At 45.0% G+C, this 23,414-nt stretch carries 19 protein-coding genes, 14 tRNA genes and 3 rRNA genes; 2 read left to right on the forward strand and 34 right to left on the reverse strand.

Annotated elements, in window-relative coordinates; translation table 11 throughout:
* Positions 1–110 precede the first annotated feature (110 nt).
* Positions 111–2,030, forward strand: a complete 1,920-nt coding sequence (locus ACXAEY_RS20405) for an ABC-F family ATP-binding cassette domain-containing protein (protein ID WP_474814537.1) — start codon at positions 111–113, stop codon at positions 2,028–2,030.
* A 249-nt stretch (positions 2,031–2,279) separates the two neighbouring features.
* Here ACXAEY_RS20405 and tsaD read toward each other — a convergent pair whose 3' ends face one another.
* From tsaD to ACXAEY_RS20525, 24 genes are all read right to left on the reverse strand, one after another.
* Positions 2,280–3,296 (reverse strand): tRNA (adenosine(37)-N6)-threonylcarbamoyltransferase complex transferase subunit TsaD, encoded by a 1,017-nt coding sequence (gene tsaD, locus ACXAEY_RS20410; RefSeq protein WP_270182972.1) that lies wholly within the window; start codon positions 3,294–3,296, stop codon positions 2,280–2,282.
* Positions 3,286–3,744: a ribosomal protein S18-alanine N-acetyltransferase gene (rimI, locus tag ACXAEY_RS20415; RefSeq protein ID WP_270182971.1), complete on the reverse strand. Its 459-nt coding sequence runs from the start codon at positions 3,742–3,744 to the stop codon at positions 3,286–3,288. Before rimI ends, tsaD begins: the two co-directional genes overlap by 11 nt.
* A 10-nt stretch (positions 3,745–3,754) precedes the next feature.
* Positions 3,755–4,450, reverse strand: a complete 696-nt coding sequence (gene tsaB / locus ACXAEY_RS20420) for a tRNA (adenosine(37)-N6)-threonylcarbamoyltransferase complex dimerization subunit type 1 TsaB (RefSeq protein ID WP_270182970.1) — start codon at positions 4,448–4,450, stop codon at positions 3,755–3,757.
* The gene (gene tsaE, locus ACXAEY_RS20425) at positions 4,431–4,901 is read right to left on the reverse strand and encodes a tRNA (adenosine(37)-N6)-threonylcarbamoyltransferase complex ATPase subunit type 1 TsaE (RefSeq protein WP_270182969.1); all 471 of its coding nucleotides are present in this window, start codon (positions 4,899–4,901) and stop codon (positions 4,431–4,433) included. The genes tsaB and tsaE overlap by 20 nt, the downstream gene beginning before the upstream one ends.
* Positions 4,902–4,910: 9 nt before the next feature.
* Positions 4,911–5,900, reverse strand: coding sequence for a thiamine-phosphate kinase (gene thiL / locus ACXAEY_RS20430; RefSeq protein WP_474814541.1), 990 nt, complete (start codon positions 5,898–5,900; stop codon positions 4,911–4,913).
* Positions 5,901–6,100: 200 nt separating this feature from the next.
* Positions 6,101–6,176 (reverse strand) — tRNA-Asp (locus ACXAEY_RS20435).
* A gap of 191 nt (positions 6,177–6,367) precedes the next feature.
* A tRNA-Met gene (locus ACXAEY_RS20440) sits at positions 6,368–6,444 on the reverse strand.
* Positions 6,445–6,570: 126 nt separating this feature from the next.
* On the reverse strand, positions 6,571–7,710 hold the full coding sequence (locus ACXAEY_RS20445) for a trans-sulfuration enzyme family protein (RefSeq protein WP_474814543.1): 1,140 nt from the start codon (positions 7,708–7,710) through the stop codon (positions 6,571–6,573).
* Positions 7,711–8,607: 897 nt separating this feature from the next.
* Positions 8,608–8,724: ribosomal RNA gene (gene rrf, locus ACXAEY_RS20450) — 5S ribosomal RNA — on the reverse strand.
* 110 nt (positions 8,725–8,834) lie between these two features.
* Positions 8,835–11,764, reverse strand: a 23S ribosomal RNA gene (locus ACXAEY_RS20455).
* A 215-nt stretch (positions 11,765–11,979) separates the two neighbouring features.
* Positions 11,980–13,529: ribosomal RNA gene (locus ACXAEY_RS20460) — 16S ribosomal RNA — on the reverse strand.
* The 16S, 23S and 5S rRNA genes sit together here with 12 tRNA genes alongside, the layout of an rRNA operon.
* Before the next feature lie 169 nt (positions 13,530–13,698).
* Positions 13,699–13,775, reverse strand: a tRNA-Ile gene (locus ACXAEY_RS20465).
* Between the two features lie 7 nt (positions 13,776–13,782).
* Positions 13,783–13,856 (reverse strand) — tRNA-Gly (locus ACXAEY_RS20470).
* Between the two features lie 9 nt (positions 13,857–13,865).
* Positions 13,866–13,942 (reverse strand) — tRNA-Pro (locus ACXAEY_RS20475).
* A 16-nt stretch (positions 13,943–13,958) separates the two neighbouring features.
* A tRNA-Arg gene (locus ACXAEY_RS20480) sits at positions 13,959–14,035 on the reverse strand.
* Between the two features lie 10 nt (positions 14,036–14,045).
* A tRNA-Leu gene (locus ACXAEY_RS20485) sits at positions 14,046–14,131 on the reverse strand.
* Between the two features lie 24 nt (positions 14,132–14,155).
* Positions 14,156–14,240, reverse strand: a tRNA-Leu gene (locus ACXAEY_RS20490).
* Between the two features lie 8 nt (positions 14,241–14,248).
* Positions 14,249–14,324, reverse strand: a tRNA-Lys gene (locus ACXAEY_RS20495).
* Between the two features lie 5 nt (positions 14,325–14,329).
* Positions 14,330–14,404: transfer RNA gene (locus ACXAEY_RS20500), tRNA-Gln, on the reverse strand.
* Positions 14,405–14,423: 19 nt separating this feature from the next.
* A tRNA-Asp gene (locus tag ACXAEY_RS20505) sits at positions 14,424–14,499 on the reverse strand.
* Between the two features lie 42 nt (positions 14,500–14,541).
* Positions 14,542–14,616, reverse strand: a tRNA-Glu gene (locus ACXAEY_RS20510).
* 7 nt (positions 14,617–14,623) lie between these two features.
* A tRNA-Ser gene (locus tag ACXAEY_RS20515) sits at positions 14,624–14,714 on the reverse strand.
* A gap of 3 nt (positions 14,715–14,717) precedes the next feature.
* Positions 14,718–14,792: transfer RNA gene (locus ACXAEY_RS20520), tRNA-Asn, on the reverse strand.
* Between the two features lie 185 nt (positions 14,793–14,977).
* Positions 14,978–15,436, reverse strand: coding sequence for a SprT family protein (locus tag ACXAEY_RS20525; protein WP_270182822.1), 459 nt, complete (start codon positions 15,434–15,436; stop codon positions 14,978–14,980).
* A 101-nt stretch (positions 15,437–15,537) separates the two neighbouring features.
* On the opposite strand from ACXAEY_RS20525, the gene cmpA reads away from it, so the two are divergent.
* Positions 15,538–15,651 (forward strand): cortex morphogenetic protein CmpA, encoded by a 114-nt coding sequence (gene cmpA, locus ACXAEY_RS20530; RefSeq protein WP_270182823.1) that lies wholly within the window; start codon positions 15,538–15,540, stop codon positions 15,649–15,651.
* 9 nt (positions 15,652–15,660) lie between these two features.
* Here cmpA and ACXAEY_RS20535 read toward each other — a convergent pair whose 3' ends face one another.
* The 10 genes from ACXAEY_RS20535 to ndoA all read right to left on the reverse strand — a co-directional run bounded on the left by ACXAEY_RS20535 (position 15,661) and on the right by ndoA (position 23,412).
* Complete coding sequence (locus ACXAEY_RS20535; protein WP_474814545.1) at positions 15,661–17,835, reverse strand: Tex family protein; 2,175 nt, start codon at positions 17,833–17,835, stop codon at positions 15,661–15,663.
* A gap of 105 nt (positions 17,836–17,940) precedes the next feature.
* Positions 17,941–18,543 (reverse strand): SpoIIE family protein phosphatase, encoded by a 603-nt coding sequence (locus tag ACXAEY_RS20540; protein ID WP_270182825.1) that lies wholly within the window; start codon positions 18,541–18,543, stop codon positions 17,941–17,943.
* A gap of 2 nt (positions 18,544–18,545) precedes the next feature.
* Positions 18,546–19,340: an RNA polymerase sigma factor SigB gene (gene sigB, locus ACXAEY_RS20545; RefSeq protein WP_270182826.1), complete on the reverse strand. Its 795-nt coding sequence runs from the start codon at positions 19,338–19,340 to the stop codon at positions 18,546–18,548.
* Positions 19,309–19,764 (reverse strand): anti-sigma B factor RsbW, encoded by a 456-nt coding sequence (gene rsbW, locus ACXAEY_RS20550; RefSeq protein ID WP_442865232.1) that lies wholly within the window; start codon positions 19,762–19,764, stop codon positions 19,309–19,311. The genes sigB and rsbW overlap by 32 nt, the downstream gene beginning before the upstream one ends.
* A 23-nt stretch (positions 19,765–19,787) precedes the next feature.
* A complete protein-coding gene (locus ACXAEY_RS20555) occupies positions 19,788–20,117 on the reverse strand; it encodes an STAS domain-containing protein (RefSeq protein ID WP_270182827.1) in 330 nt (109 codons plus the stop codon).
* Between the two features lie 82 nt (positions 20,118–20,199).
* A complete protein-coding gene (locus ACXAEY_RS20560; protein ID WP_474814548.1) occupies positions 20,200–21,210 on the reverse strand; it encodes a SpoIIE family protein phosphatase in 1,011 nt (336 codons plus the stop codon).
* Between the two features lie 15 nt (positions 21,211–21,225).
* Positions 21,226–21,627 carry an anti-sigma regulatory factor gene (locus ACXAEY_RS20565; protein ID WP_474814550.1) on the reverse strand — a complete coding sequence of 134 codons (402 nt, stop codon included), beginning with the start codon at positions 21,625–21,627 and terminating at the stop codon, positions 21,226–21,228.
* Between the two features lie 3 nt (positions 21,628–21,630).
* Positions 21,631–21,987 (reverse strand): STAS domain-containing protein, encoded by a 357-nt coding sequence (locus ACXAEY_RS20570; RefSeq protein WP_224885320.1) that lies wholly within the window; start codon positions 21,985–21,987, stop codon positions 21,631–21,633.
* An 11-nt stretch (positions 21,988–21,998) separates the two neighbouring features.
* Positions 21,999–22,823 carry an STAS domain-containing protein gene (locus ACXAEY_RS20575; protein ID WP_270182830.1) on the reverse strand — a complete coding sequence of 275 codons (825 nt, stop codon included), beginning with the start codon at positions 22,821–22,823 and terminating at the stop codon, positions 21,999–22,001.
* A 238-nt stretch (positions 22,824–23,061) separates the two neighbouring features.
* Entirely contained in the window at positions 23,062–23,412 is a 351-nt protein-coding gene (gene ndoA / locus ACXAEY_RS20580; RefSeq protein WP_048312992.1) for a type II toxin-antitoxin system endoribonuclease NdoA, read from the reverse strand.
* Positions 23,413–23,414 lie beyond the last annotated feature (2 nt).

The raw sequence follows: 23,414 nt of genomic DNA on the forward strand, positions 1-23,414 counted from the left end.
CACCTTGTCCTCACTACGATAAACTTAAAGGAACGTAATCGAATGGTAGATCAAGCAAATCGCTCGATTCAACATACAACGAGAAGAGAGAAATTCGAGGTGAACAAACAATGATCGCACTACAAGTAAATGGCGTATCAAAATCATTTGGTGCTGACCCTATTTTATCTAATATTAAGCTAGAAGTACAATCGAGAGACCGTGTGGCACTCGTTGGTCGAAACGGTGCCGGAAAGTCTACTCTTCTAAAACTCATCACAGGGCAGCTCTCCTATGATTCAGGAGATATCATCAAACCGAAAGATGTACGGATTGGATACATGGCTCAGGACACGGGCCTCGAATCGAACCTATCGATCTGGGATGAAATGCTTAGCGTCTTTGAAGAACTACGTCGTATGGAAAAAGAACTTCGACGGTACGAAGAGAAGATGGGTGACCCATCTATCTATGAAAATGAGCAGGAATACCAGCGTATCATGAAAGAATATGACCAGCTTCAGGTCGCTTTCAAAGACAAAGGCGGCTACAAATACGAAGCGGATATTCGTACGGTCCTTCACGGGCTTAACTTCAAAGATTTCGATTATAAAACACCGATTTCTAGTCTAAGTGGAGGGCAAAAGACGCGCCTGGCGCTCGGTAAACTCTTACTTACAAAACCTGAGCTACTCATTCTGGATGAGCCGACAAACCATCTTGATATCCAAACACTCACATGGCTCGAGGGTTATTTAACAGGCTACACAGGTGCCATCCTCATCGTTTCTCACGACCGCTATTTTCTCGATAAAATCGTGAACAAGGTATATGAGATCTCAAGAAACCGTGCAGAACGATTCGAAGGAAATTATAGCTTCTATTTAGAAGAGAAAGATCGGCGCTATGAGCAGCAGCTTAAAGAGTTTGAGAAGCAGCAAAAGGAAATCGCAAAACTAGAAGACTTTGTTCAGAAAAACATCGTCCGCGCCTCTACGACAAAGCGTGCTCAAAGTAGAAGAAAGCAGCTTGAAAAGATGGAGCGGATCGATAAGCCAAAAGGCGATGAGAAATCAGCCAACATTTCGTTTAGGATCGACAAGCAAACAGGTAACGATGTACTGAGTGTGCGAGAGTTATCGATCGGCTACCCGGATACGGTGATCAACGATCAGCTTACGTTCGACTTGAAACGCCAGGAAAGCGTTGCACTCGTTGGTCCGAACGGAATCGGAAAATCGACGCTGCTGCAGGCGATCGTCTCAGGAAAAACCCTCCTAGGCGGAGATTTAAACTTCGGAAGTAATGTTCAGGTCGGGTTCTATGATCAGGAGCAAACGAATCTCACATCCAATAAAACTGTCCTTAACGAACTATGGGATGACTTCCCATTAACCGATGAAAAGGATATCCGTGCAGTATTAGGCCGCTTCCTTTTCAGCGGCGATGATGTATTGAAGATTGTATCCGAACTAAGCGGTGGAGAAAAAGGTAGACTCGCGCTCTCTAAGCTGATGATGCAAAAGTCAAACCTCCTTATACTCGACGAACCGACGAACCACCTTGATTTAGATAGTAAAGAAATTTTAGAAGAAGCGCTCATCCAGTTCCCTGGAACGATCTTGTTCGTTTCACACGATCGGTACTTCATCAATCGAATCGCCACTCGTGTCCTTGAGTTATCCACTGAAGGTGTCACATCATACCTCGGTGACTATGATTACTATGTAGAAAAGAAAGAGGAACTCGCTGAACTCGCCGCTCTTGAACAGCAGGAACAATCGAGTGCGCCCGAAGTTTCTGGAAAATCTAGTTTTCAACAAGATAAAGAAGCAAAACGCCAGGAAAGACAAATCTTAAGGCGGATCGACGAAATTGAAAAAGAAATTGATTCGGCAGAAGCTAGAATCGACGAAATAGAAGCAGAACTCTGTATTCCTGAAGTGTTTGAAGATCATGAGAAGGTGATGGTCTTAAATGAAGAGCTCGATAAATTAAGAACGAGAACAGAAGAACTCATGGAAGAATGGGGAGAACTTCAAGAAGCGTAAACAGTCCACAGTGGACTGTTTTTTCTTTAGATATAAAATTTTCCGACATATTCACACAATCCACATACTTATACACAGAATGTGTGTTTATTTAACGAGATATTTCTAATTTATCAACATTATCCACAGTTAAATGAATTGTTATCCACAAATCTTTACCCACAGCAGAAATCCCCTTCGTTTCAGATATAGGACAATATGTCCACAATATTCACTGCTTGTGGATAATTAGAAACAAAAAAACCGGGACTAGATTCCCAGTTCTAATCCCGGATTTGCATTAAGGTGTAAGGAAGAACGCTTCCCTTTTCGATAGGAAATGGTACCTGCTGCAGCAATCATCGCCGCATTATCTGTACAATAATGAAGAGGTGGAATGATTAGCTCGATCTCTGAATCCTTAAAGGCTTCTTTTAATGCCGTTCGAAGACCTTTGTTCGCCGCAACTCCCCCAGCAAGTAGCACTTGTTTCACATCATACTCTTCAGCCGCTCGCTTCGTTTTCGTTACGAGGACATCGACTACGGCTGCTTGAAAGCTTGCCGCTAGATCTTCAGGCTTGATCTCCTCATTACGCTGCTTTGCGTTATGAACGGTGTTGATTACGGCAGATTTCAATCCACTAAAGCTGAAATCATAAGACCCTTTCTCAAGCCATGCACGAGGAAGCGGTACCGACTCCGTGCCTTCTTGTGCAAGACGATCGATATGCGGTCCACCTGGGTATGGCAGCTTCAACGTTCTCGCCACTTTGTCATAGGCTTCTCCTGCAGCGTCATCACGCGTTTCTCCTATCAACGTGAACTCTCCTTCAGATTCCATATAAACAAGCTCTGTATGCCCTCCTGAGACAACGAGAGATAGCAATGGATACTTAAGCTCAGAGACAAGCTGATTCGCATAGATATGCCCGGCGATATGATGGGTTCCAATTAGAGGCTTTTGATGAGCGAACGCTAACGCTTTCGCTGTGTTCACTCCAATTAACAAGGCTCCTACTAATCCTGGTCCTTCCGTAACGGCGATCGCATCGATATCGTCCATCGTCACTTCAGCCTTTCGAAGTGCTTCTTCTAAAATAACCGTCATTTCCTCTACATGATGACGAGATGCGATCTCAGGTACGACACCACCAAAACGCTTATGACTTTCAATTTGCGAAGCCACGACGTTAGAAAGAACTTCTGTTCCGCCTTTAACGATCGAAACCGCTGTTTCATCACAGCTTGTTTCGATTCCTAGTATGATTTCTGATTTATTTTCCATTTAAATTCACCCACATTACTAGTGCATCCTCCTGGTTATCTGAATAATAACCTTTGCGGATGCCTCCTTCTACAAAACCTAGTTTCTTATATAAATTCTGTGCAACTGTATTCGACACTCTAACTTCAAGCGTCATGGTCAACGCTCCCCGCGATTTCGCAAAACGAATCGCTTTACTCATCAACGCTTCGCCTAACTTCATTCCTCTATAGTCTGGATGCAGGGCGATGTTCGTAATATGGGCTTCATCAATAATCACCCATACGCCGCAGTATCCAGCGATTTCTTCACCGACTTCGAGTAAAAGGTAAGTAGCAAACTGATTCACAACCACTTCATTGTAAAAAGCAGACCGACTCCACGGCGTTGGAAACGTTGCTTTCTCAATCTCCATGACAGCTTCAATATCTTCCACAGTCATCGAACGAAACGATATCGTCTTTTCCATTACGAATCCCCTACTTTTCCTGCGAAGCGAGCCATTTAGCTTCCGCCTCTGCCATCCTTACGTAATTCGGTTTAAACGCGTGTACATCCTCAACCGGTTCCTTCTTCGCTCCTAGCACAGCAAGCTCGGATGGACGAGCATTGGTACTACTAATAGGGGCAAAGATCGCTTTATCGCCAAGTATACTTTCAATCGTTTCTTTGTGATTCGATAGATCATTGCTAATGAATAGGAATTGATCATGGCTTTCTTTATTTACTTTAAGCCACTCTTCAAACAATACGATCTGATCGTCACTCTTTCTTACAGGATGTGGCATGCCTTTCTCAAATACCCCATTATAGACTTGTCCTCTTCTCGCATCGAAGAATGGCACGATAGCTCCGTCGAAATAGCGTCCACTTTGGGCGAGAACTTCGAGACTCGATACGCCTACAAGTGGTATGTTTAACGTCCAAGCTAACGTTTTAGCAATACTCACGCCAATGCGAAGTCCAGTATACGAGCCGGGCCCTTCAGCAACGACGATACGATCGAGCTCATTCGGCTTTACCCCGACCTCTTCTAATAACTCTTCGATCGCTGGCATCAGTCGAATCGAGTGATTCTTCTTTAAGTTTGTAATCAGTTCGCCTACGATAATATCATCTACCATCACAGCGACACCCATTACATAGTTAGATGAATCAATGGCTAGTACTCTCATCTTGCAACTCCTTACAAACAGATTCATAAAAGTCCCCGAAAGGTCTTAATATCAATCTGCGTTCTGATTCTCTTTGATGATAGATTTCGATACGTAATAGTTCTTTTGGCAGCATATCTTGTATGAATTTCGCCCATTCTACTACAGTGACACCTTCGCCTTCAAAATATTCACTAAATCCTAGATCCTCATCGCTTTCTTCTAATCGATACGCATCCATATGATAGAGAGGAATATTCCCCTCGTATTCCTTAATGATGGTAAACGTAGGGCTATTTACTATTTTCTTTACACCGAGACCTTTTCCAATTCCCTTTGTAAAAGTTGTCTTGCCTGCACCTAGATCTCCCTCTAACGTTAATACGCTACCTGGCTTAAGCTTTTCACCAAGCTTAATGCCGAGCTCTATGGTTTCTTCTGGAGATTTCATGATGAAAGCATATGCACTCATGGTCATCACCTATTCCTCAGACGAGAAGTGATTGTATCCCTTCTTGTCCAAATTATATTTGTTTTCCTTATTCACTAAATGAACAGAACCATCGCCTTCTGCGACATATCCTATCTTGTAGATTGGTTCGTTCTGATTCGTAAACAACTGCTCGATCTTATCCCATTCACTTTCTGACACTGTTCCGATCAACACAAAATCTTCTCCACCGTATAACATCCAGTCTAACCGCTGTTCTGAAGAATAAGCATCAAACCCTTCAGGACGTGGAAGATATTGTTCTTCTAGCACAATGGAAACGTTGCTCGCTTCAGCAATTTCATGTGCTTCACTAGCAATTCCATCACTTACATCGTTCAATGCTACCCGACACCCACTCTTCGACAGAAGCCTTCCTGCTTTCACATGAGGATAAGGCGTTTGATGGGCCGTTATATAAGATTGCGTATTAGGGTTTTCAAGTTCCGTTTCCTTGAGTAGATACGAAAGTCCTGCAGCTGATCCGCCGACCGCACCGGTAAGAAACACCACATCTCCGGCTACAGCATTCTTCCTCAAAAGTTTTCTTTCTCGTTCTACTTTTCCAATAGCCGTAACGGAAATGGTTAAGGCATCTCTACTCGAAACCGTATCTCCACCGATCATGTCCATCTCAAACTCATTGCCAATCGCATGCAGACCACGGTAAACCTGCTCGAGTTCTTCATCTGACCACCCTGTTTTAGGGATTGAGATAGACACTAAATAAAAGAGAGGAACTCCGCCCATCGCTGCAATATCACTAATATTTACCGCAAGAGCTTTACTTCCGATCTGTTCCGGCGTCATCGTATCCCTCGTGAAATGAACACCTTCCACCATCGTATCGACACAAGCAATCTCATCCCACTCTGAAGCCACACGATAAAGGGCTGCGTCATCCCCGATCCCTTCTATCAATTCTTCACGTTTTGTATAAGCTGGTTTAATTGATCGTATAAACTCAAATTCATCTTTCAACCAAACTCATCTCACTTTCCATTTTATAAAAAAACCTTAGGAATTTCATCCTAAGGCTCTCCTTCTAACAGTTTATCTTAATTTCAAGAAAAATCACATCCAATATGAAAAATCAGATGTGCAGTCGGTTTTTAAATTCAGTTTTTTTTTCTTTATAAAATAAAAAAAAGCGATTCGCTCGCTCTATGAAAATACTAAAATGGCGGTCCCGACGGGAATCGAACCCGCGATCTCCTGCGTGACAGGCAGGCATGTTAACCGCTACACCACGGGACCACTTATATGTTCACTTACGTTAGTTACAGAAAACTGTAATTAAGTGTTTAGGTTGCCCCTAAAGGGACTTCGATAAAATTTTAACACGGAAGATTAATCGACGTAGTTAAAATTTTGGTTGCACTCTATCGAGTACTCCGATTGAATTCTAGCAAGGAAGTCAACTCGACGTAGTTAGAATTCGAAAATTTTGGTTGCGGGGGCAGGATTTGAACCTGCGACCTTCGGGTTATGAGCCCGACGAGCTACCGAACTGCTCCACCCCGCGACGATAGTATAAAATTGATGATTATGATGCGCATAGTTAATAACGTTATCTAACGTCACAAGTAATACTATACCAGATAAAAACAGGTTATGCAAGCATTGAGAGAAAAAGAAAAATCCCCCTTCATTAGAGGGATTTCTCAACTGCTTGCTTAAATGCATCTGTTATGTCGTTTTCATTTTCTATACCTACAGAAATACGGACAAGCTGCTTTGTGATACCGAGCTTTGCTCTAGTTTCATCAGGTACTGTGCGATGCGATGTGGCAATTGGATAAGACACTGATGTATCCAAACCGGCTAACGTTGGTACGATTTTCACCCAACCGAGTGATTTGAAGAACGTATCAACATTAACGTTATCTTCTAATTCAATCGATACGACAGCTCCATTTCCTCTCTCAGAAACATAGCGTGGATAGTAGACACTCTTTATTCCCTCTACCCGTTTAAGCTCATTAGCAAGGAACTGTGCATTCTTCACATGACGATCCATTCTGACACTTAACGTTTTCAGTCCTCTACATCCTAACCATGCTTCAAATGGGCTTAGATTAGCTCCGAGATTAATGACCTTTGCTTTCGCTTTAGCAATAAGGTTCTCTTTCCCCACAACAACACCAGCAGTTACATCGCTATGTCCACCTATGTACTTTGTAGCACTATGCACGACAAGATCGATTCCCATCGTATACGGTTGGAGTAGAAATGGCGTCGCAAACGTATTATCAACCATCGTTACAAGGTTATGCTTTTTCCCTAGGCTAGCAAGTTGATGCAAATCTTCTACTCTTAGAAGCGGATTCGTAACCGATTCTGTATATAGGAGCTTCGTATTCGATTGTATCGCACTTTCAACTGCTTCAACGTCTGCATAATCTACAAACGATACATCTATACCGAAATCTTTTAGTTCACTCTCAAACAACGAGTAAGTACCACCATACAAGTCATCGCATGCGACGATGTGGTCTCCAGCTTTTACAGCAGCTAGCACACCAGCAAGAATAGCTGACAACCCTGATGAAGTTGCTACCCCTTTCGGCGCCCCTTCAAGGTCTGCTACACCCATACCGAGATCATCTGTGTTTGGATTACTAACCCTCGTATATAAATAATCTTTCTTCCCTTGATAGAAAGACTCTAAATCTTCTAGGTCCTCAAAAACAAAAGAAGATGTTTGATAGATTGGTTTCGCCTTACTTACAGTTTCAGCTTTTTCCTTGTTAGGAAATCGAACTGCCCTGGTGTCAAAATGAAAACTCATTTACTTTCCCCTCTCTATTCTGAAATTCTTTTTCATTAACCTTAAGTCTTCTAGCGTGATTTATCAAGTAAGGCGGTCGGAATATTCAAAAATAATTTCAGTAGAGGAGATGCGTAAGCAATTTGAAAGAAGAGTTCAGCTATGGAGCATTAAATAGACAAAATCTTATTCAGAAAAAGCGTTGAAACATGGGTTATCAGCGATTTTCATTGATTTATCGGCGGAAATTTCAATATATCGGCGAGTTTGAGGTAAATATCAGCGAAAGGAAGACATATATCGGCGGTTTTACGTTTTTATCAGCGAAGCGTTGTTTGTAACGTTGATTTGTTAAAAGCACATTCAAATAAAACCTTTTGGGGGCGAGCGATCCGGGCGATATCCGCGAAATTTTCATTTTATCCGCGATAATCATGATATATCCGCGCTTTTCGATTTATATTCGCGAAATCGGGGCTTTTATCCGCGATTCAGAGATTATATCCGCGAAACCCCAAATCAAACCCCCTAATAACTCCACCCCACATTCAGACAAAACAAAAAAGCCAGAGCTCAATGCTCTGACTTCTCACTTGCCTAGCGACGTCCTACTCTTGCAGGGGGAGAGCCCCCAACTACCATCGGCGCGCGAGCTTAACTTCCGTGTTCTCATACGGGGCGCGATAAGCGGCGAACTTCTTCGTCAGCTGCGCGATGCTGGATCCTCATAGATCTCCGAATATCTACTCCGGTCCAGCCTCACTTGCTTCCTCGAATTTCTTGCTTCTCCCACCCCTACGAAGCTTTCTAAGATGCCCTTTTCTGTCTTCTCAATGAAGGTACTTACCTTACGGTCTCGCAATACAAACCAATAAAGCATACAAAAAAGCCAGAGCTCAATGCTCTGACTTCTCATTTGCCTAGCGACGTCCTACTCTTGCAGGGGGAGAGCCCCCAACTACCATCGGCGCTGAAGAGCTTAACTTCCGTGTTCGGCATGGGAACGGGTGTGACCTCTTCGCCTTCATCACTAGACTTACAGGATGTAAGTCGTTCGATGTTCACCACAGGACGTGGTGGAACTTAGTCGAACTTCTTTTCATTCCCTGAAAACTAGATAGCACGCAACATCGTATTCCAATTTTTAGGTTAAGCCCTCGATCGATTAGTATTCGTCAGCTCCACGTGTCGCCACGCTTCCACCCCGAACCTATCAACCTCATCATCTCTGAGGGATCTTACCAGCTTGACGCTGTGGGAAATCTCATCTCGAGGGGGGCTTCATGCTTAGATGCTTTCAGCACTTATCCCTTCCACACGTAGCTACCCAGCTATGCTCCTGGCGGAACAACTGGTACACCAGCGGTGTGTCCATCCCGGTCCTCTCGTACTAAGGACAGCTCCTCTCAAATTTCCTGCGCCCGCGACGGATAGGGACCGAACTGTCTCACGACGTTCTGAACCCAGCTCGCGTACCGCTTTAATGGGCGAACAGCCCAACCCTTGGGACCTACTTCAGCCCCAGGATGCGATGAGCCGACATCGAGGTGCCAAACCTCCCCGTCGATGTGGACTCTTGGGGGAGATAAGCCTGTTATCCCCAGGGTAGCTTTTATCCGTTGAGCGATGGCCCTTCCATGCGGAACCACCGGATCACTAAGCCCGACTTTCGTCCCTGCTCGACTTGTAGGTCTCGCAGTCAAGCTCCCTTGTGCCTTTACACTCTGCGAATGATTTCCAACCATTCTGAGGGAACCTTTGGGCGCCTCCGTTACTCTTTAGGAGGCGACCGCCCCAGTCAAACTGCCCACCTGACACTGTCTCCGCACCGGATCACGGTGCTGGGTTAGAATGTCAGTACAGCCAGGGTAGTATCCCACCGACGCCTCCACCGAACCTAGCGGTCCGGCTTCTATGGCTCCTACCTATCCTGTACAAGCTGTACCAAAATCCAATATCAGGCTACAGTAAAGCTCCATGGGGTCTTTCCGTCCTGTCGCGGGTAACCTGCATCTTCACAGGTACTATAATTTCACCGGGTCTCTCGTTGAGACAGTATCCAAGTCGTTGCACCTTTCGTGCGGGTCGGAACTTACCCGACAAGGAATTTCGCTACCTTAGGACCGTTATAGTTACGGCCGCCGTTTACTGGGGCTTCGATTCAGAGCTTCTCCCGTAAGGGATAACCCCTCCTCTTAACCTTCCAGCACCGGGCAGGTGTCAGCCCCTATACATCGCCTTGCGGCTTGGCAGAGACCTGTGTTTTTGCTAAACAGTCGCTTGGATCTTTTCACTGCGGCTCCCCTGGGCTATTCACCCGAGGAAGCACCCCTTCTCCCGAAGTTACGGGGTCATTTTGCCGAGTTCCTTAACGAGAGTTCTCCCGATCGTCTTAGGATTCTCTCCTCGCCTACCTGTGTCGGTTTGCGGTACGGGCACCTCTTTCCTCACTAGAGGCTTTTCTTGGCAGTGTAGAATCAGGGACTTCGGTACTTAAATTCCCTCGCCATCACGACTCAGCCTTCACGGTGAACGGATTTGCCTATTCACCAGCCTAATCGCTTGGACGCGCATGTCCAGCAGCGCGCTCTCCCTATCTTTCTGCGTCCCCCCGTCGTTCAAACGGAAAGGAGGTGGTACAGGAATATCAACCTGTTATCCATCGCCTACGCCTTTCGGCCTCGGCTTAGGTCCCGACTAACCCTGAGCGGACGAGCCTTCCTCAGGAAACCTTGGGCTTTCGACGGACAAGATTCTCACTTGTCTTTCGCTACTCATACCGGCATTCTCACTTCTAAGCGCTCCACCAGTCCTTTCGGTCTGACTTCGCAGCCCTTAGAACGCTCTCCTACCATTGTCGTAAGACAATCCACAGCTTCGGTGATACGTTTAGCCCCGGTACATTTTCGGCGCAGCGTCACTCGACCAGTGAGCTATTACGCACTCTTTAAATGATGGCTGCTTCTAAGCCAACATCCTGGTTGTCTAAGCAACGCCACATCCTTTTCCACTTAACGTATACTTTGGGACCTTAGCTGGTGGTCTGGGCTGTTTCCCTCTCGACTACGGATCTTATCACTCGCAGTCTGACTCCCGCGGATAAATCGTTGGCATTCGGAGTTTGACTGGATTCGGTAATCCGGTAGGGACCCCTAGTCCAATCAGTGCTCTACCTCCAAGATTCTTGCCGCGAGGCTAGCCCTAAAGCTATTTCGGAGAGAACCAGCTATCTCCGGGTTCGATTGGCATTTCACCGCTACCCACACCTCATCCCCGCATTTTTCAACATGCGTGGGTTCGGGCCTCCATTCAGTGTTACCTGAACTTCACCCTGGACATGGGTAGATCACCCGGTTTCGGGTCTACGACCACGTACTCCTTCGCCCTATTCAGACTCGCTTTCGCTGCGGCTCCGCCTTCTCGGCTTAACCTTGCACGGGATCGTAACTCGCCGGTTCATTCTACAAAAGGCACGCTGTCACCCATTAACGGGCTCCAACTAGTTGTAGGCACACGGTTTCAGGTTCTCTTTCACTCCCCTTCCGGGGTGCTTTTCACCTTTCCCTCACGGTACTGGTTCACTATCGGTCACTAGAGAGTATTTAGCCTTGGGAGATGGTCCTCCCGGATTCCGACGGGGTTTCACGTGTCCCGCCGTACTCAGGATCCGTCTCGGAGGGCAGCGGATTTTGACTACAGGATTGTTACCTTCTCTGATGGACCTTTCCAGGTCGCTTCGTCTATCCGTGCCTTTGTAACTCCAATGAGACGTCCTACAACCCCAGAGGGCAAGCCCTCTGGTTTGGGCTGTTTCCGTTTCGCTCGCCGCTACTCAGGAAATCGCGATTGCTTTCTCTTCCTCCGGGTACTGAGATGTTTCAGTTCCCCGGGTATGCCTTTTACTTCCTATGTATTCAGAAGTAAATACCATCCCATTACGGATGGTGGGTTCCCCCATTCGGAAATCTCCGGATCAAAGCGTACTTACTGCTCCCCGAAGCATATCGGTGTTCGTCCCGTCCTTCATCGGCTTCTAGTGCCAAGGCATCCACCGTGCGCCCTTAGTAGCTTAACCTTAGATGTTCGTTAGAAACGAGTGTTCTAACGTCATCGATGCACATCGTTAGATGTGACTAACTAAGTTATAACGCAAAAAATAATAATTATTGGATGTCGTTGTTTGTGCTATCTAGTTTTCAAGGAACATGAAAGAATACAATCATTCTTTCAAAACTAAACGAAACGCTCATGCAAGTTTGGCAACCAATGTTGCCTCGTAATTCTCCATAGAAAGGAGGTGATCCAGCCGCACCTTCCGATACGGCTACCTTGTTACGACTTCACCCCAATCATTTGTCCCACCTTCGGCGGCTGGCTCCAAAAGGTTACCTCACCGACTTCGGGTGTTACAAACTCTCGTGGTGTGACGGGCGGTGTGTACAAGGCCCGGGAACGTATTCACCGCGGCATGCTGATCCGCGATTACTAGCAATTCCGGCTTCATGCAGGCGAGTTGCAGCCTGCAATCCGAACTGAGAACGGCTTTATGGGATTCGCTTCACCTCGCGGTGTTGCTGCCCTTTGTACCGTCCATTGTAGCACGTGTGTAGCCCAGGTCATAAGGGGCATGATGATTTGACGTCGTCCCCACCTTCCTCCGGTTTGTCACCGGCAGTCACCTTAGAGTACCCAACTGAATGCTGGCAACTAAGATCAAGGGTTGCGCTCGTTGCGGGACTTAACCCAACATCTCACGACACGAGCTGACGACAACCATGCACCACCTGTCACTCTGTCCCCCGAAGGGGAACGTCCTATCTCTAGGAGTGGCAGAGGATGTCAAGACCTGGTAAGGTTCTTCGCGTTGCTTCGAATTAAACCACATGCTCCACTGCTTGTGCGGGCCCCCGTCAATTCCTTTGAGTTTCAACCTTGCGGTCGTACTCCCCAGGCGGAGTGCTTAATGTGTTAACTTCAGCACTGAGGGTGGAACCCCCCAACACCTAGCACTCATCGTTTACGGCGTGGACTACCAGGGTATCTAATCCTGTTTGCTCCCCACGCTTTCGCGCCTCAGCGTCAGTTACAGACCAGAGAGCCGCCTTCGCCACTGGTGTTCCTCCACATATCTACGCATTTCACCGCTACACGTGGAATTCCACTCTCCTCTTCTGCACTCAAGTCCCCCAGTTTCCAATGGCCCTCCACGGTTGAGCCGTGGGCTTTCACATCAGACTTAAGAGACCGCCTGCGCGCGCTTTACGCCCAATAATTCCGGACAACGCTTGCCACCTACGTATTACCGCGGCTGCTGGCACGTAGTTAGCCGTGGCTTTCTGGTTAGGTACCGTCAAGGTACCGCCCTATTCGAACGGTACTTGTTCTTCCCTAACAACAGAGCTTTACGACCCGAAGGCCTTCGTCACTCACGCGGCGTTGCTCCGTCAGACTTTCGTCCATTGCGGAAGATTCCCTACTGCTGCCTCCCGTAGGAGTCTGGGCCGTGTCTCAGTCCCAGTGTGGCCGATCACCCTCTCAGGTCGGCTACGCATCGTGGCCTTGGTAAGCCGTTACCTTACCAACTAGCTAATGCGCCGCGGGCCCATCCTACAGTGTTAGCCAAAGGCCAACTTTCAACGTTGCATCATGCGATGCTATGTATTACCCGGTATTAGCTCCGGTTTCCCGGAGTTATCCCAGTCTGTAGGGCAGGTTGCCCACGTGTTACTCACCCGTCCGCCGCTGAGAAATGGGAGCAAGCTCCCATTTCTCCGCTCGACTTGCATGTATTAGGCACGCCGCCAGCGTTCGTCCTGAGCCAGGATCAAACTCTCCGATAGAAAAGTTCAATCTAGCTTTAAAACAATGTTGTTTCCGTAGAAACAATATCTTGCATGGCGTTTCGTTCAGTTTTCAAAGATCGATTTGTTTCTTTCAATGTCGTTTTCAGCGACTTTACTAATGTATCACATCTTACGAAGTCGCGTCAACACCTTTTTTTAAGAAAGATGGTGGGCCTGAGTGGACTCGAACCACCGACCTCACGCTTATCAGGCGTGCGCTCTAACCAGCTGAGCTACAGGCCCATCTTTATGGAGCGGGTGATGGGAATCGAACCCACGACATCAGCTTGGAAGGCTGAGGTTTTACCACTAAACTACACCCGCATTTCTAGATGGTCGGGAAGACAGGATTTGAACCTGCGACCCCTTGGTCCCAAACCAAGTGCTCTGCCAAGCTGAGCTACTTCCCGACTATGTTATTAAAAATGGCGCGCCCGAGAGGAGTCGAACCCCTAACCTTCTGATCCGTAGTCAGACGCTCTATCCAATTGAGCTACGGGCGCATTATATAGTTGGTGCGGTTGAGAGGACTCGAACCTCCACGGGGTCTCCCCCACTAGCCCCTCAAGCTAGCGCGTCTGCCATTCCGCCACAACCGCGAAAACGTATTTCTTTTTTTGAATTGGTGCGGGTGAAGGGACTCGAACCCCCACGTCGTAAGACACTAGATCCTAAGTCTAGCGCGTCTGCCAATTCCGCCACACCCGCATGAAACATGGTGAGCCATGAAGGACTCGAACCTTCGACCCTCTGATTAAAAGTCAGATGCTCTACCAACTGAGCTAATGGCTCGATAATGGCTGGGCTAGCTGGATTCGAACCAGCGCATGACGGAATCAAAATCCGTTGCCTTACCGCTTGGCTATAGCCCAATATCGATGTGAAAATAAATGGCGGTCCCGACGGGAATCGAACCCGCGATCTCCTGCGTGACAGGCAGGCATGTTAACCGCTACACCACGGGACCTTATCATGCTATTGTTTTTATTGTTCGTTGTTCGAATAAAAATGGTGACCCGTACGGGATTCGAACCCGTGTTACCGCCGTGAAAGGGCGGTGTCTTAACCGCTTGACCAACGGGCCATAAAAATGGCGGAGAAGGAGGGATTTGAACCCTCGCGCCGCTCACGCGACCTACACCCTTAGCAGGGGCGCCCCTTCAGCCACTTGGGTACTTCTCCGTTTGGCTCCACAGGTAGGATTCGAACCTACGACCGATCGGTTAACAGCCGATAGCTCTACCACTGAGCTACTGTGGAATAATATGTTGTTTGTTATTGCCGTCGTTATCGGCGACATTTAATATAATAACCCATCCAGAAAGCAAAGTCAACACATTCTCAAAAGTTTTTTTGGCTGTTTTTGAGAAGCTAATGATGCGTTTCGGACAAGTCTCTCAAAGAGACTATATTAATTTAACACATAGCTTTTACACCGTCAATAATTAATTAGAAGAAGTTAATAAGAGTTTCCCCCTGCATTTCCCACAGACAAACCTCGCCGTATCTATTCTCCTTTTTCGTTTGTAGGAGGTCTTGCAATTCGAACATTGATAGATGTGTTTGATTTTCTCCGTACGTCTTTGTCCAGGAACAGCCTGACAGTATCTCGAGCCGCCCACACGATTCAGGAGTGCTTTGAAATCTCGATCCTTATGTTTGTATCCTTTCCCTTGAAGATGAAGGTGGTAATGACAGAGCTCATGCTTGATGATACCGATCAGCTCATCAAAACCGTACTCCTCATAATGCTTAGGGTTGAATTCGAGATTATGAGATCTTAATAAATACCGACCGCCCGTTGTTCGTAAACGTGGATTAAACGTTGCTTCGTGAAGGAAAGGCAATCCGAATGATTCAAGTGATGTTTTTTCTACCATTAGCTGCAGGCTTTTGTTATCCATAAACGCCCCTCCTGTGATTCGAACACTTACAAGCAGTATTTCATAAACTAATTTACAGCATCTTATCAAATGTGTCACGAGATTAAAAGGAGGAGATCCTGATGCCTGTCTGGTTTAAGAGACAGCTTCAACAGGCCTATCTACAGAAAGACCGCTACCAAATCAAATTGTTAAATCAGTGCTGGTTTTTCTACAAAAGAAAACACCGCCCCTAAGGGCAGTGCTTATGATGGTTGCAACATTGTAAGAGCAATTCTTTCCTTTTGAAGATCGACACTGTCTACCCAGACAGTCACAACCTGACCAACGCGCACGATATCCATCGGATTTTTAACGTAGCGGTTTGATAACTTTGAGATGTGCACGAGTCCATCTTGTTTGACACCGATGTCGACGAACGCGCCAAAATCAACGACATTCCGTACCGTACCTTCTAACTCCATTCCTTTTTCAAGGTCTTCCATTTTTAAGACGTCCGTTTTCAGTAGTGGTTTTGCAAGTTCATCACGAGGATCTCTTCCAGGCTTTTGAAGTGATTTAATGATGTCTTTTAAAGTAGGCTCACCAATTTCAAGAGCCTGTGCCGTTTCTTTAATCGAAAGGGTGGAAAGTGCTTGAACAAGTTTATCTGAACCAATGTCATTTGGGTCACACCCGATTTGGACAAGCAATGCTTTCGTCACATCATAGCTTTCAGGATGAATCTCTGTTTGATCAAGTGGTTGCTTTCCTTCCATTATTCGTAGGAAACCAATACACTGCTCATAGGTTTTCGCTCCAAGCCTCGGAACCTTCTTCAACTGAACGCGACTTGTGAACTTCCCTTCTTCCTCTCTTCTTTTCACAATATTACTTGCGACCGATTTAGAAAGTCCGGCAACATATTGGAGGAGAGACACAGAAGCAGTGTTCACGTTCACGCCTACCTGGTTTACTGCTGTTTCTACTACGAACGTCAGTTGATCATTCAGCTTCTTTTGTGAAACATCGTGTTGGTATTGGCCAACACCTACTGACTTGGGATCAATTTTCACTAGTTCCGCTAGTGGATCTTGAACGCGCCTTGCGATCGAAACAGCTGAGCGCTCTTCTACCTGAAGGGAAGGAAACTCCTCTCTTGCAAGATCTGATGCAGAGTACACACTCGCTCCAGCTTCATTGGCGATTAAGTACACGACTTCATCATCTACTTCTTTAATAACCTCTGCAACGAACTGCTCCGACTCTCTTGAGGCCGTACCATTTCCAATTGCGATCATCTCAATATCGAATTCTTTAATCAGCTTTTTGACGATTTCTTTCGATTTTTCAACCTCTGATCGAGGTGGAGTTGGATAAATAACAGAAACATGGAGCATTTTCCCTGTATCATCAACGACTGCGAGTTTACAACCTGTTCGATAAGCAGGATCTAATCCAAGTACTCGCTTTCCTTTTAGAGGCGGCTGAAGTAATAGATGCTTTAAGTTTTCTGAGAAGATATGTATCGCTTGGTCTTCTGCCACTTCTGTAAGTTCCTTACGAATTTCTCTTTCTACGGAAGGCTGAATCAAACGTTTATACGCATCTTCAATCGTTTCTTCTAATATAGGAACACTTTCGCTCCCTTGACGAATTAGTTTTTTGCGTAGGTATTCAAAGATCGTGTCAGTAGGTGAAGCGACCGAAGCCTTTATGATACCTTCTTTCTCTCCTCTGTTGATGGCGAGCACACGGTGAGGAACAATCTTTGCGATTCCTTCCTGGTACTCGTAGTACATTTCAAAGATTTTCTTAGGGTCATCTTCCTCAGACTTCACTTTTGTTTGAAGCGTCCCGTTTTGAAATGTTTTCGCTCTGATCCACTTTCTCGCTTCCGCATCATCAGAAATCCATTCTGCGATGATGTCTTTTGCACCCTGAAACGCATCTTCTATTGTCGCCACTTCATTTTCCTCAGAGATAAACGTTGCAGCTTTTTCTTCTGGATTACCTTTTCCATCATTTAATAACCATTCCGCTAAAGGCTCTAATCCTTTTTCTTTTGCAACTGTAGCTCGTGTACGCTTCTTTTGTTTGTACGGACGATAAAGGTCTTCGACTTCCTGAAGTTTTGCTGCTTTTACTAACTTACCTTTCAACTCATCTGTTAGCTTGCCTTGTTCTTCAATAAGACGAATGACTTCTTCTTTTCGGTTTTCGAGGTTTTGGAGATATGTCCAAGACTCTTGAATCTCTCTTAACTCAACCTCATCAAGACCACCTGTGAGTTCTTTTCTGTATCTCGCAATGAACGGAACAGTGTTTCCATCATCTAAAAGTGTGATGACCTGACGTACACGCTCCTCTGATATTTTCAGCTTTTGTCCTACTTTATTAAAAAGTTCCGGTTGTTTTTCTGCGGTAATTCCCAAATCCATTCCTCCTTATTAAAAACATAGTAGTATAAGTTTACAGGAATAGACCCTTTGATAAAAGTCTATCCAAAATAAAAAAGCCTTCCATCGTTACGGAAGAACTTTTATTTAGACAGGTTTGCCTACGAGTAATGTCACGTCATCATTCGTAGGGGGTAATGCATTCGTTAAGTGGCGGAAGGACTCTTCCACTGTGTCAAACTTCGCAATCATCGCATGGTTTCTTGAACTGATTTGAACGCCATCAGAAAACGTAACGAACGAAGAACCTTTTGGGTATTCTATTGTTTGGACTTTCACTTTTTGAAGCTTTCCTGAAAGATAGCCTGAATAGGATATCGGGCGAATAACGCGACCATCAGGGTGGAAAACAATCAAGTTGATGTTACCGATGCCGCTGAACTCCATTTGTCGTGTTTGAAGATTCAACTTAAATACTGATAACACACATCCTCTTTTTCCTCTCATCTCTTCATTCGCGAGCTTCATCAATGTCTCTACATCTTTATCCTGATGTTCTTTAACGACGTTAATAGCGGCGAGCGACGAATCTCTTGCTAGATCGCCGCTTCCAAGTCCATCAGCTACTGCACAGATGAAATGCTCTTCCGTTTCTTCCACGAAGTAGCTATCTCCGCACATCTGATTGCCATCTTTTGGCTTTTGATATGCTGCAACAGTCAACTGGTCAAATTCGTGTTGTTCAAACATATCTAAAAGGCCTCCGTAGGTTCAATACGAATTGCCTGCCTCAGCTTTTCTAGAGCCCTACGCTGTAATCGAGAAACATGCATTTGGGAGATGCCTAATTTTTCGCCGGTTTCTTTCTGGCTCATGTTCTCGAAATACGTACAGTTTAATATTTCTTGCTCTCGCTCGCTCAATACAGCAAACGCCTTTTTAAGAACCATTTGCTGGTCAACAAGATCAAAGCCTTGCTCTTGATCTCCAACCAAATCGAGGAGTGTAACTGTACTGCCTTCTTGATCTGCCTCGATCGAACTGTCAACAGACAATGCTTGGTAGCTTTTGCCCATTTCCATCGTTTCAAGTACTTCTTCTTCAGATACATTTAGGTATTCAGCCAACTCATCTACTTTTGGCGAACGTTGCAATTCGTTTGTAAGGTCCTCTACAGCTTTCTTAATGCGCGGGCCAAGCTCTTTAATTCTTCTCGGAACATGTACACTCCAAGTTTTGTCACGAATGAATCGCTTGATCTCCCCAACGATTGTTGGGACTGCGAACGACTCAAAACTTCTTCCGAAAGAAGGATCAAAACGTCGAAGTGCTGCTAGCAATCCGATCATGCCCACTTGAGATAGATCGTCATGAATGCTTTTCCCTTTTGAGAACTTTCGTGCCAGTGATTGAACTAAATCTTCGTACCGTTCGACTAATTTAAGCTGAACCTCTTCATTCGTCGGGTCATTTTGATATTGTTCAATCCATTCGTATACTTCATTTTTGTTGTCTTTATTTTGGGGTTGATGAGATTGTGCTGGCATCTACTTCCACCCCATCTCTGTGGAGGAACTTCGTCATCATGACAACAACCCCATCCTCTCCACTGATTTCCACTTTGTCCATCAGCGATTCTATAAGAAAGAGCCCTAATCCTCCTTCACTGAGTTGGTCAATGGATTTCTCACTATCAACAGGTCCGAGCTTCTCTGAGACCTTAGAGTAATCAAAACTTTGTCCACGATCTAGAACCATCATTTCAAGTCGGTCTTCGTAAATTCCATAACCGATCGTGATCTGTCCTTTTTCGTCTTCTTTATAAGCGTGATTAACAGCATTCGTACATGCTTCTGATAACGCAATTTTGATATCTTCGATTTCATCATAAGAGTAGCCCATTCGGTTCGCGATACCCGATACTGTTAATCGAGCTACACCTACGAACTCAGCCTGAGCTGGTATTTTCATTTCAACAAAATCAGAAATATTGATCACTTTGATCCCCCCTTTACGTCTTCGATATCAATCACTTCATCAAGCCCTGTGATTTCAAAAAGACGCTGAACTCTAGATGTCATACCACGAAGTTTCAGAGTACTACCGTGTTCTTTGGAGGATTTAAGTGCACCGACGAAAACGCCAAGCCCTGTACTGTCCATATAATTAACATCACCAAGGTGAACGAGTGTTTCATGACTTTCCTTGCCTGTTAACGGAAGCAAAGCTTCTCGCAGTTGGGGTGCAGTATATGCATCAACTTCTCCTGCAATATATAAATGATGTGTATTTCCTTGATCTTCTTGTTTGATCTGCAAATTCATAACATTTCCCCCTTATAGGTCGTTACATAATGATATTTTCACGAAATGAATACTAATGTCTTATTCCACGTCTGAGAGAAATCTAAACCTTTCTTCTCAAAATTAACAATGTAAAATCATCTCGTAGTTCAAATTCTTGCAGTCGCTCAAGTTCTTTGTAAACAGAATCCACGATTTCTTGCGCAGAGAGGTGAATGTATTTCCGTATCATAGCAACGATTTCATCGCGTTCGATGAATCCTTGGCTCGACCGACATTCCGTTACACCATCCGAGAGCATGATAACCATATCGTTCCCATTTAGTACTCGCTGATATTCTCGATAAGAGGTTTTCTTTGAAACCCCTAGCACAAGACCTTTTGTGAAGAGTTCCTCAAATTGATCTTTTTCCGAGTCGTAAAAAAAGCCCGGTTCATGACCGGCGCCTGCATAATAAAATGAATGAACCCTGGAATCATACAAACCATAAAACATTGTGATGAACATATTGGGATCAACATTTTGTTCGACGACGCGGTTTAAATTCTCTAGTACTGCACCAGGCTGCATCCGCTGCTCAGGGGCACTGTCCATCGCGTATTTAATCATACTCATACAGAGTGCAGCAGGAATCCCCTTGCCTATAATGTCTGCGATCGCAACACTTACACAATCGTTCTCATCCTGCACAAAGTGATAATAATCTCCGTTCATCTTTTTGGCAGGCTTGCTGATCGCTCCGATATCCAGGCTGTCTACTTCTGGTTTTTTTCCAGCCAGAAGGGTCTGCTGCATGTTAGCAGCAACTTCAATTTCTGATTCAAGTTGCTGCTGTCTATTTCGAAGACTTTGATGTTCACGATAGGCAAAACCGTAGCCAATCATCATTTCCAGGAGAAAATCATACGAGTTCTTAAGAGGCTCAGGCAAATCAGGAAAGAGCTCTTCAAGGACGCTAACATGAAGACTTACCGCTTCTTCAGGAGAAATTTGCTGTTCAATCATCTTTCTGCTGAACTGCTGTCCTTTATAGAGCGTCTGTTCTGATTGTTCTTCTAAATAGTTTTCTAATATAGATTTGTATTTTTCATACTGAAGATCTCGGTCATCCATTCTTGCCTATCCTCCTTACCGGAGCCATTTTATTGCTGTAATGTTAGTACCTTCATTTTCTTTTGAATCGATCGTAAATTCATCCATCAGTCGCTTCACACCAGGAAGACCTGCTCCGAGACCTCCAGAAGTGGTGAAACCATCTTCCATTACTCTTCTAATATCTTTAATACCAGGACCAGAATCAGCAGCAACAATTTTTAAACCTATCTTGCTTCCAGTCTCGGTCCGCTCAATCAATACTTCACCTTTACCGGCATAGAGATAAATGTTACGGGCGAGTTCTGAGATTGCAGTAGTGATTCTAGCTTGATCCACTGTACCGAACCCCAGTTCTTTAGCAATGTTTCTACCCGACTGTCTCGCTTTAACGATATCCCACTCGTTTCGGACTTCCACACAGGATTGGATATTCATTGCTTATCCCCCCAATTCCTGTTGTAATTTCTCTAACCCCTGTTCTAAATCTAATGCTGTAGGGACGTTTTTCATCATGATACCTAAGTCGATCAGAGTAATTGCAACGGCAGGTTGAATGCCCGTCAATACAACTCTAGCCCCCATTAAATTCGACATGCGCACAACATCGCCCAGTACTTTTGCGATGAAGGAGTCAATCATATCGACAGATGTAAGATCGATGACAACCCCCTTTGCTCCTGTTTCATGAATCTTCTCGAGCAAATCTTCTTGGAATTGCAGGGCAGTCTTATCATCCAAGTCAACTTGAATTGTTATTAATAGATACTCATTGAGTTTTAAAATAGGAATTCGCACGGTATATCCCCCTATTCATCAAGGTCGATCATTTGTCGTTTTGTCATTTCTAAAGCCGTTTTCATACCTTTGAATAAGGTACTCTTTGTCGGAAACTGTCCTAGATCTATACCTAAATTAACAATTGTTTGGGCAATCTCTGGTCTGATACCAACGAGAATGCACTGAGCACCGACCAGACGCACTGCTTCTGCAGCCTGTATAATATGATGAGCCACCATCGTATCGACAACCGGAACACCAGTAATGTCGATCAACACGACTTGAGAGCGGTGCTTGATCACGCCGGTCAATAGGTTTTCCATAATTAACTTGGCTCTCTCTGTATCGATCGTTCCAATCAGTGGCATCACACTGATATTCTCAAAAACAGGGATCAACGGAGCCGATAATTCCTGAAGAGCTACTTTCTGAATCGAAACCGTGTTCTCCCAGTTTTTTGCGCTCTCGTTTATCAATTGGTTGATGATCGGATCGATCCATCGGTCGATTTCGTCATACATATTGAAAACTTTTTCATTCGAATGATCTGCATCGAGTAGAACCGCTAAGATAATTCTACGGAATGTTTGAAGACCTTGTGTGATGTAACTCAGTCTCCAGCCAACCTTTAATAATCTCTCAGCAAACTCTGTCATCCGTTCAGTGGGTTTATGAACATTTTGTTCGATGTGTGTATAAATAATCTCAAAAAGTTCCTTATTTGTATCTTCATAAGTTGCGTCTGTAATCGACTGCAGCCTATGATCTTCACGTACTCGGTCCATCTCATCCATCCACATGGTATAGATGCGCTGGCGACTTTCGTTCAAAATCTGAATAATTAGCTTGTCCATGGTGCTCCTCCCTACAATCAACGTGCTTACCTTCTATCTTCTCATTACGAGTAACGACTCGCAATAAATATACTTACCGAATATGCACCTATTTCATCACTTTTATCTTAACACACTTTTCGACAGAGCTAGAAAATTCCCTTCTTTAATAAACATGAAAAGTTTTACAGCTTAATAATAGGGAAGATAAACAAAAAAAACTGCTCTTAGAGCAGCTTCGTTTGCGAATATCAAATTGTTAAAAATCAATAAGCCCAAGGCTGATTTGCAGGGCTTCTTGCACCCGCTGCATCATACCCTCATCAAGGTGAGTGATTTTATCAGTTAAACGCTGTTTATCAATCGTGCGTATTTGTTCTAATAAAATAACCGAATCACGTTCAAATCCGTACCGTTTGGCATCGATCTCTACATGCGTAGGGAGCTTTGCCTTTTGAATTTGTGCAGTAATTGCGGCAACGATGACAGTTGGACTAAAACGATTCCCGATGTCGTTCTGAATGATTAGGACAGGACGTACTCCTCCCTGTTCAGAACCAACAACAGGAGAAAGGTCAGCAAAATACACGTCACCTCGTTTGACAATCAAGC

The organism is Anaerobacillus sp. ABA4_114 (genome assembly GCF_056159065.1).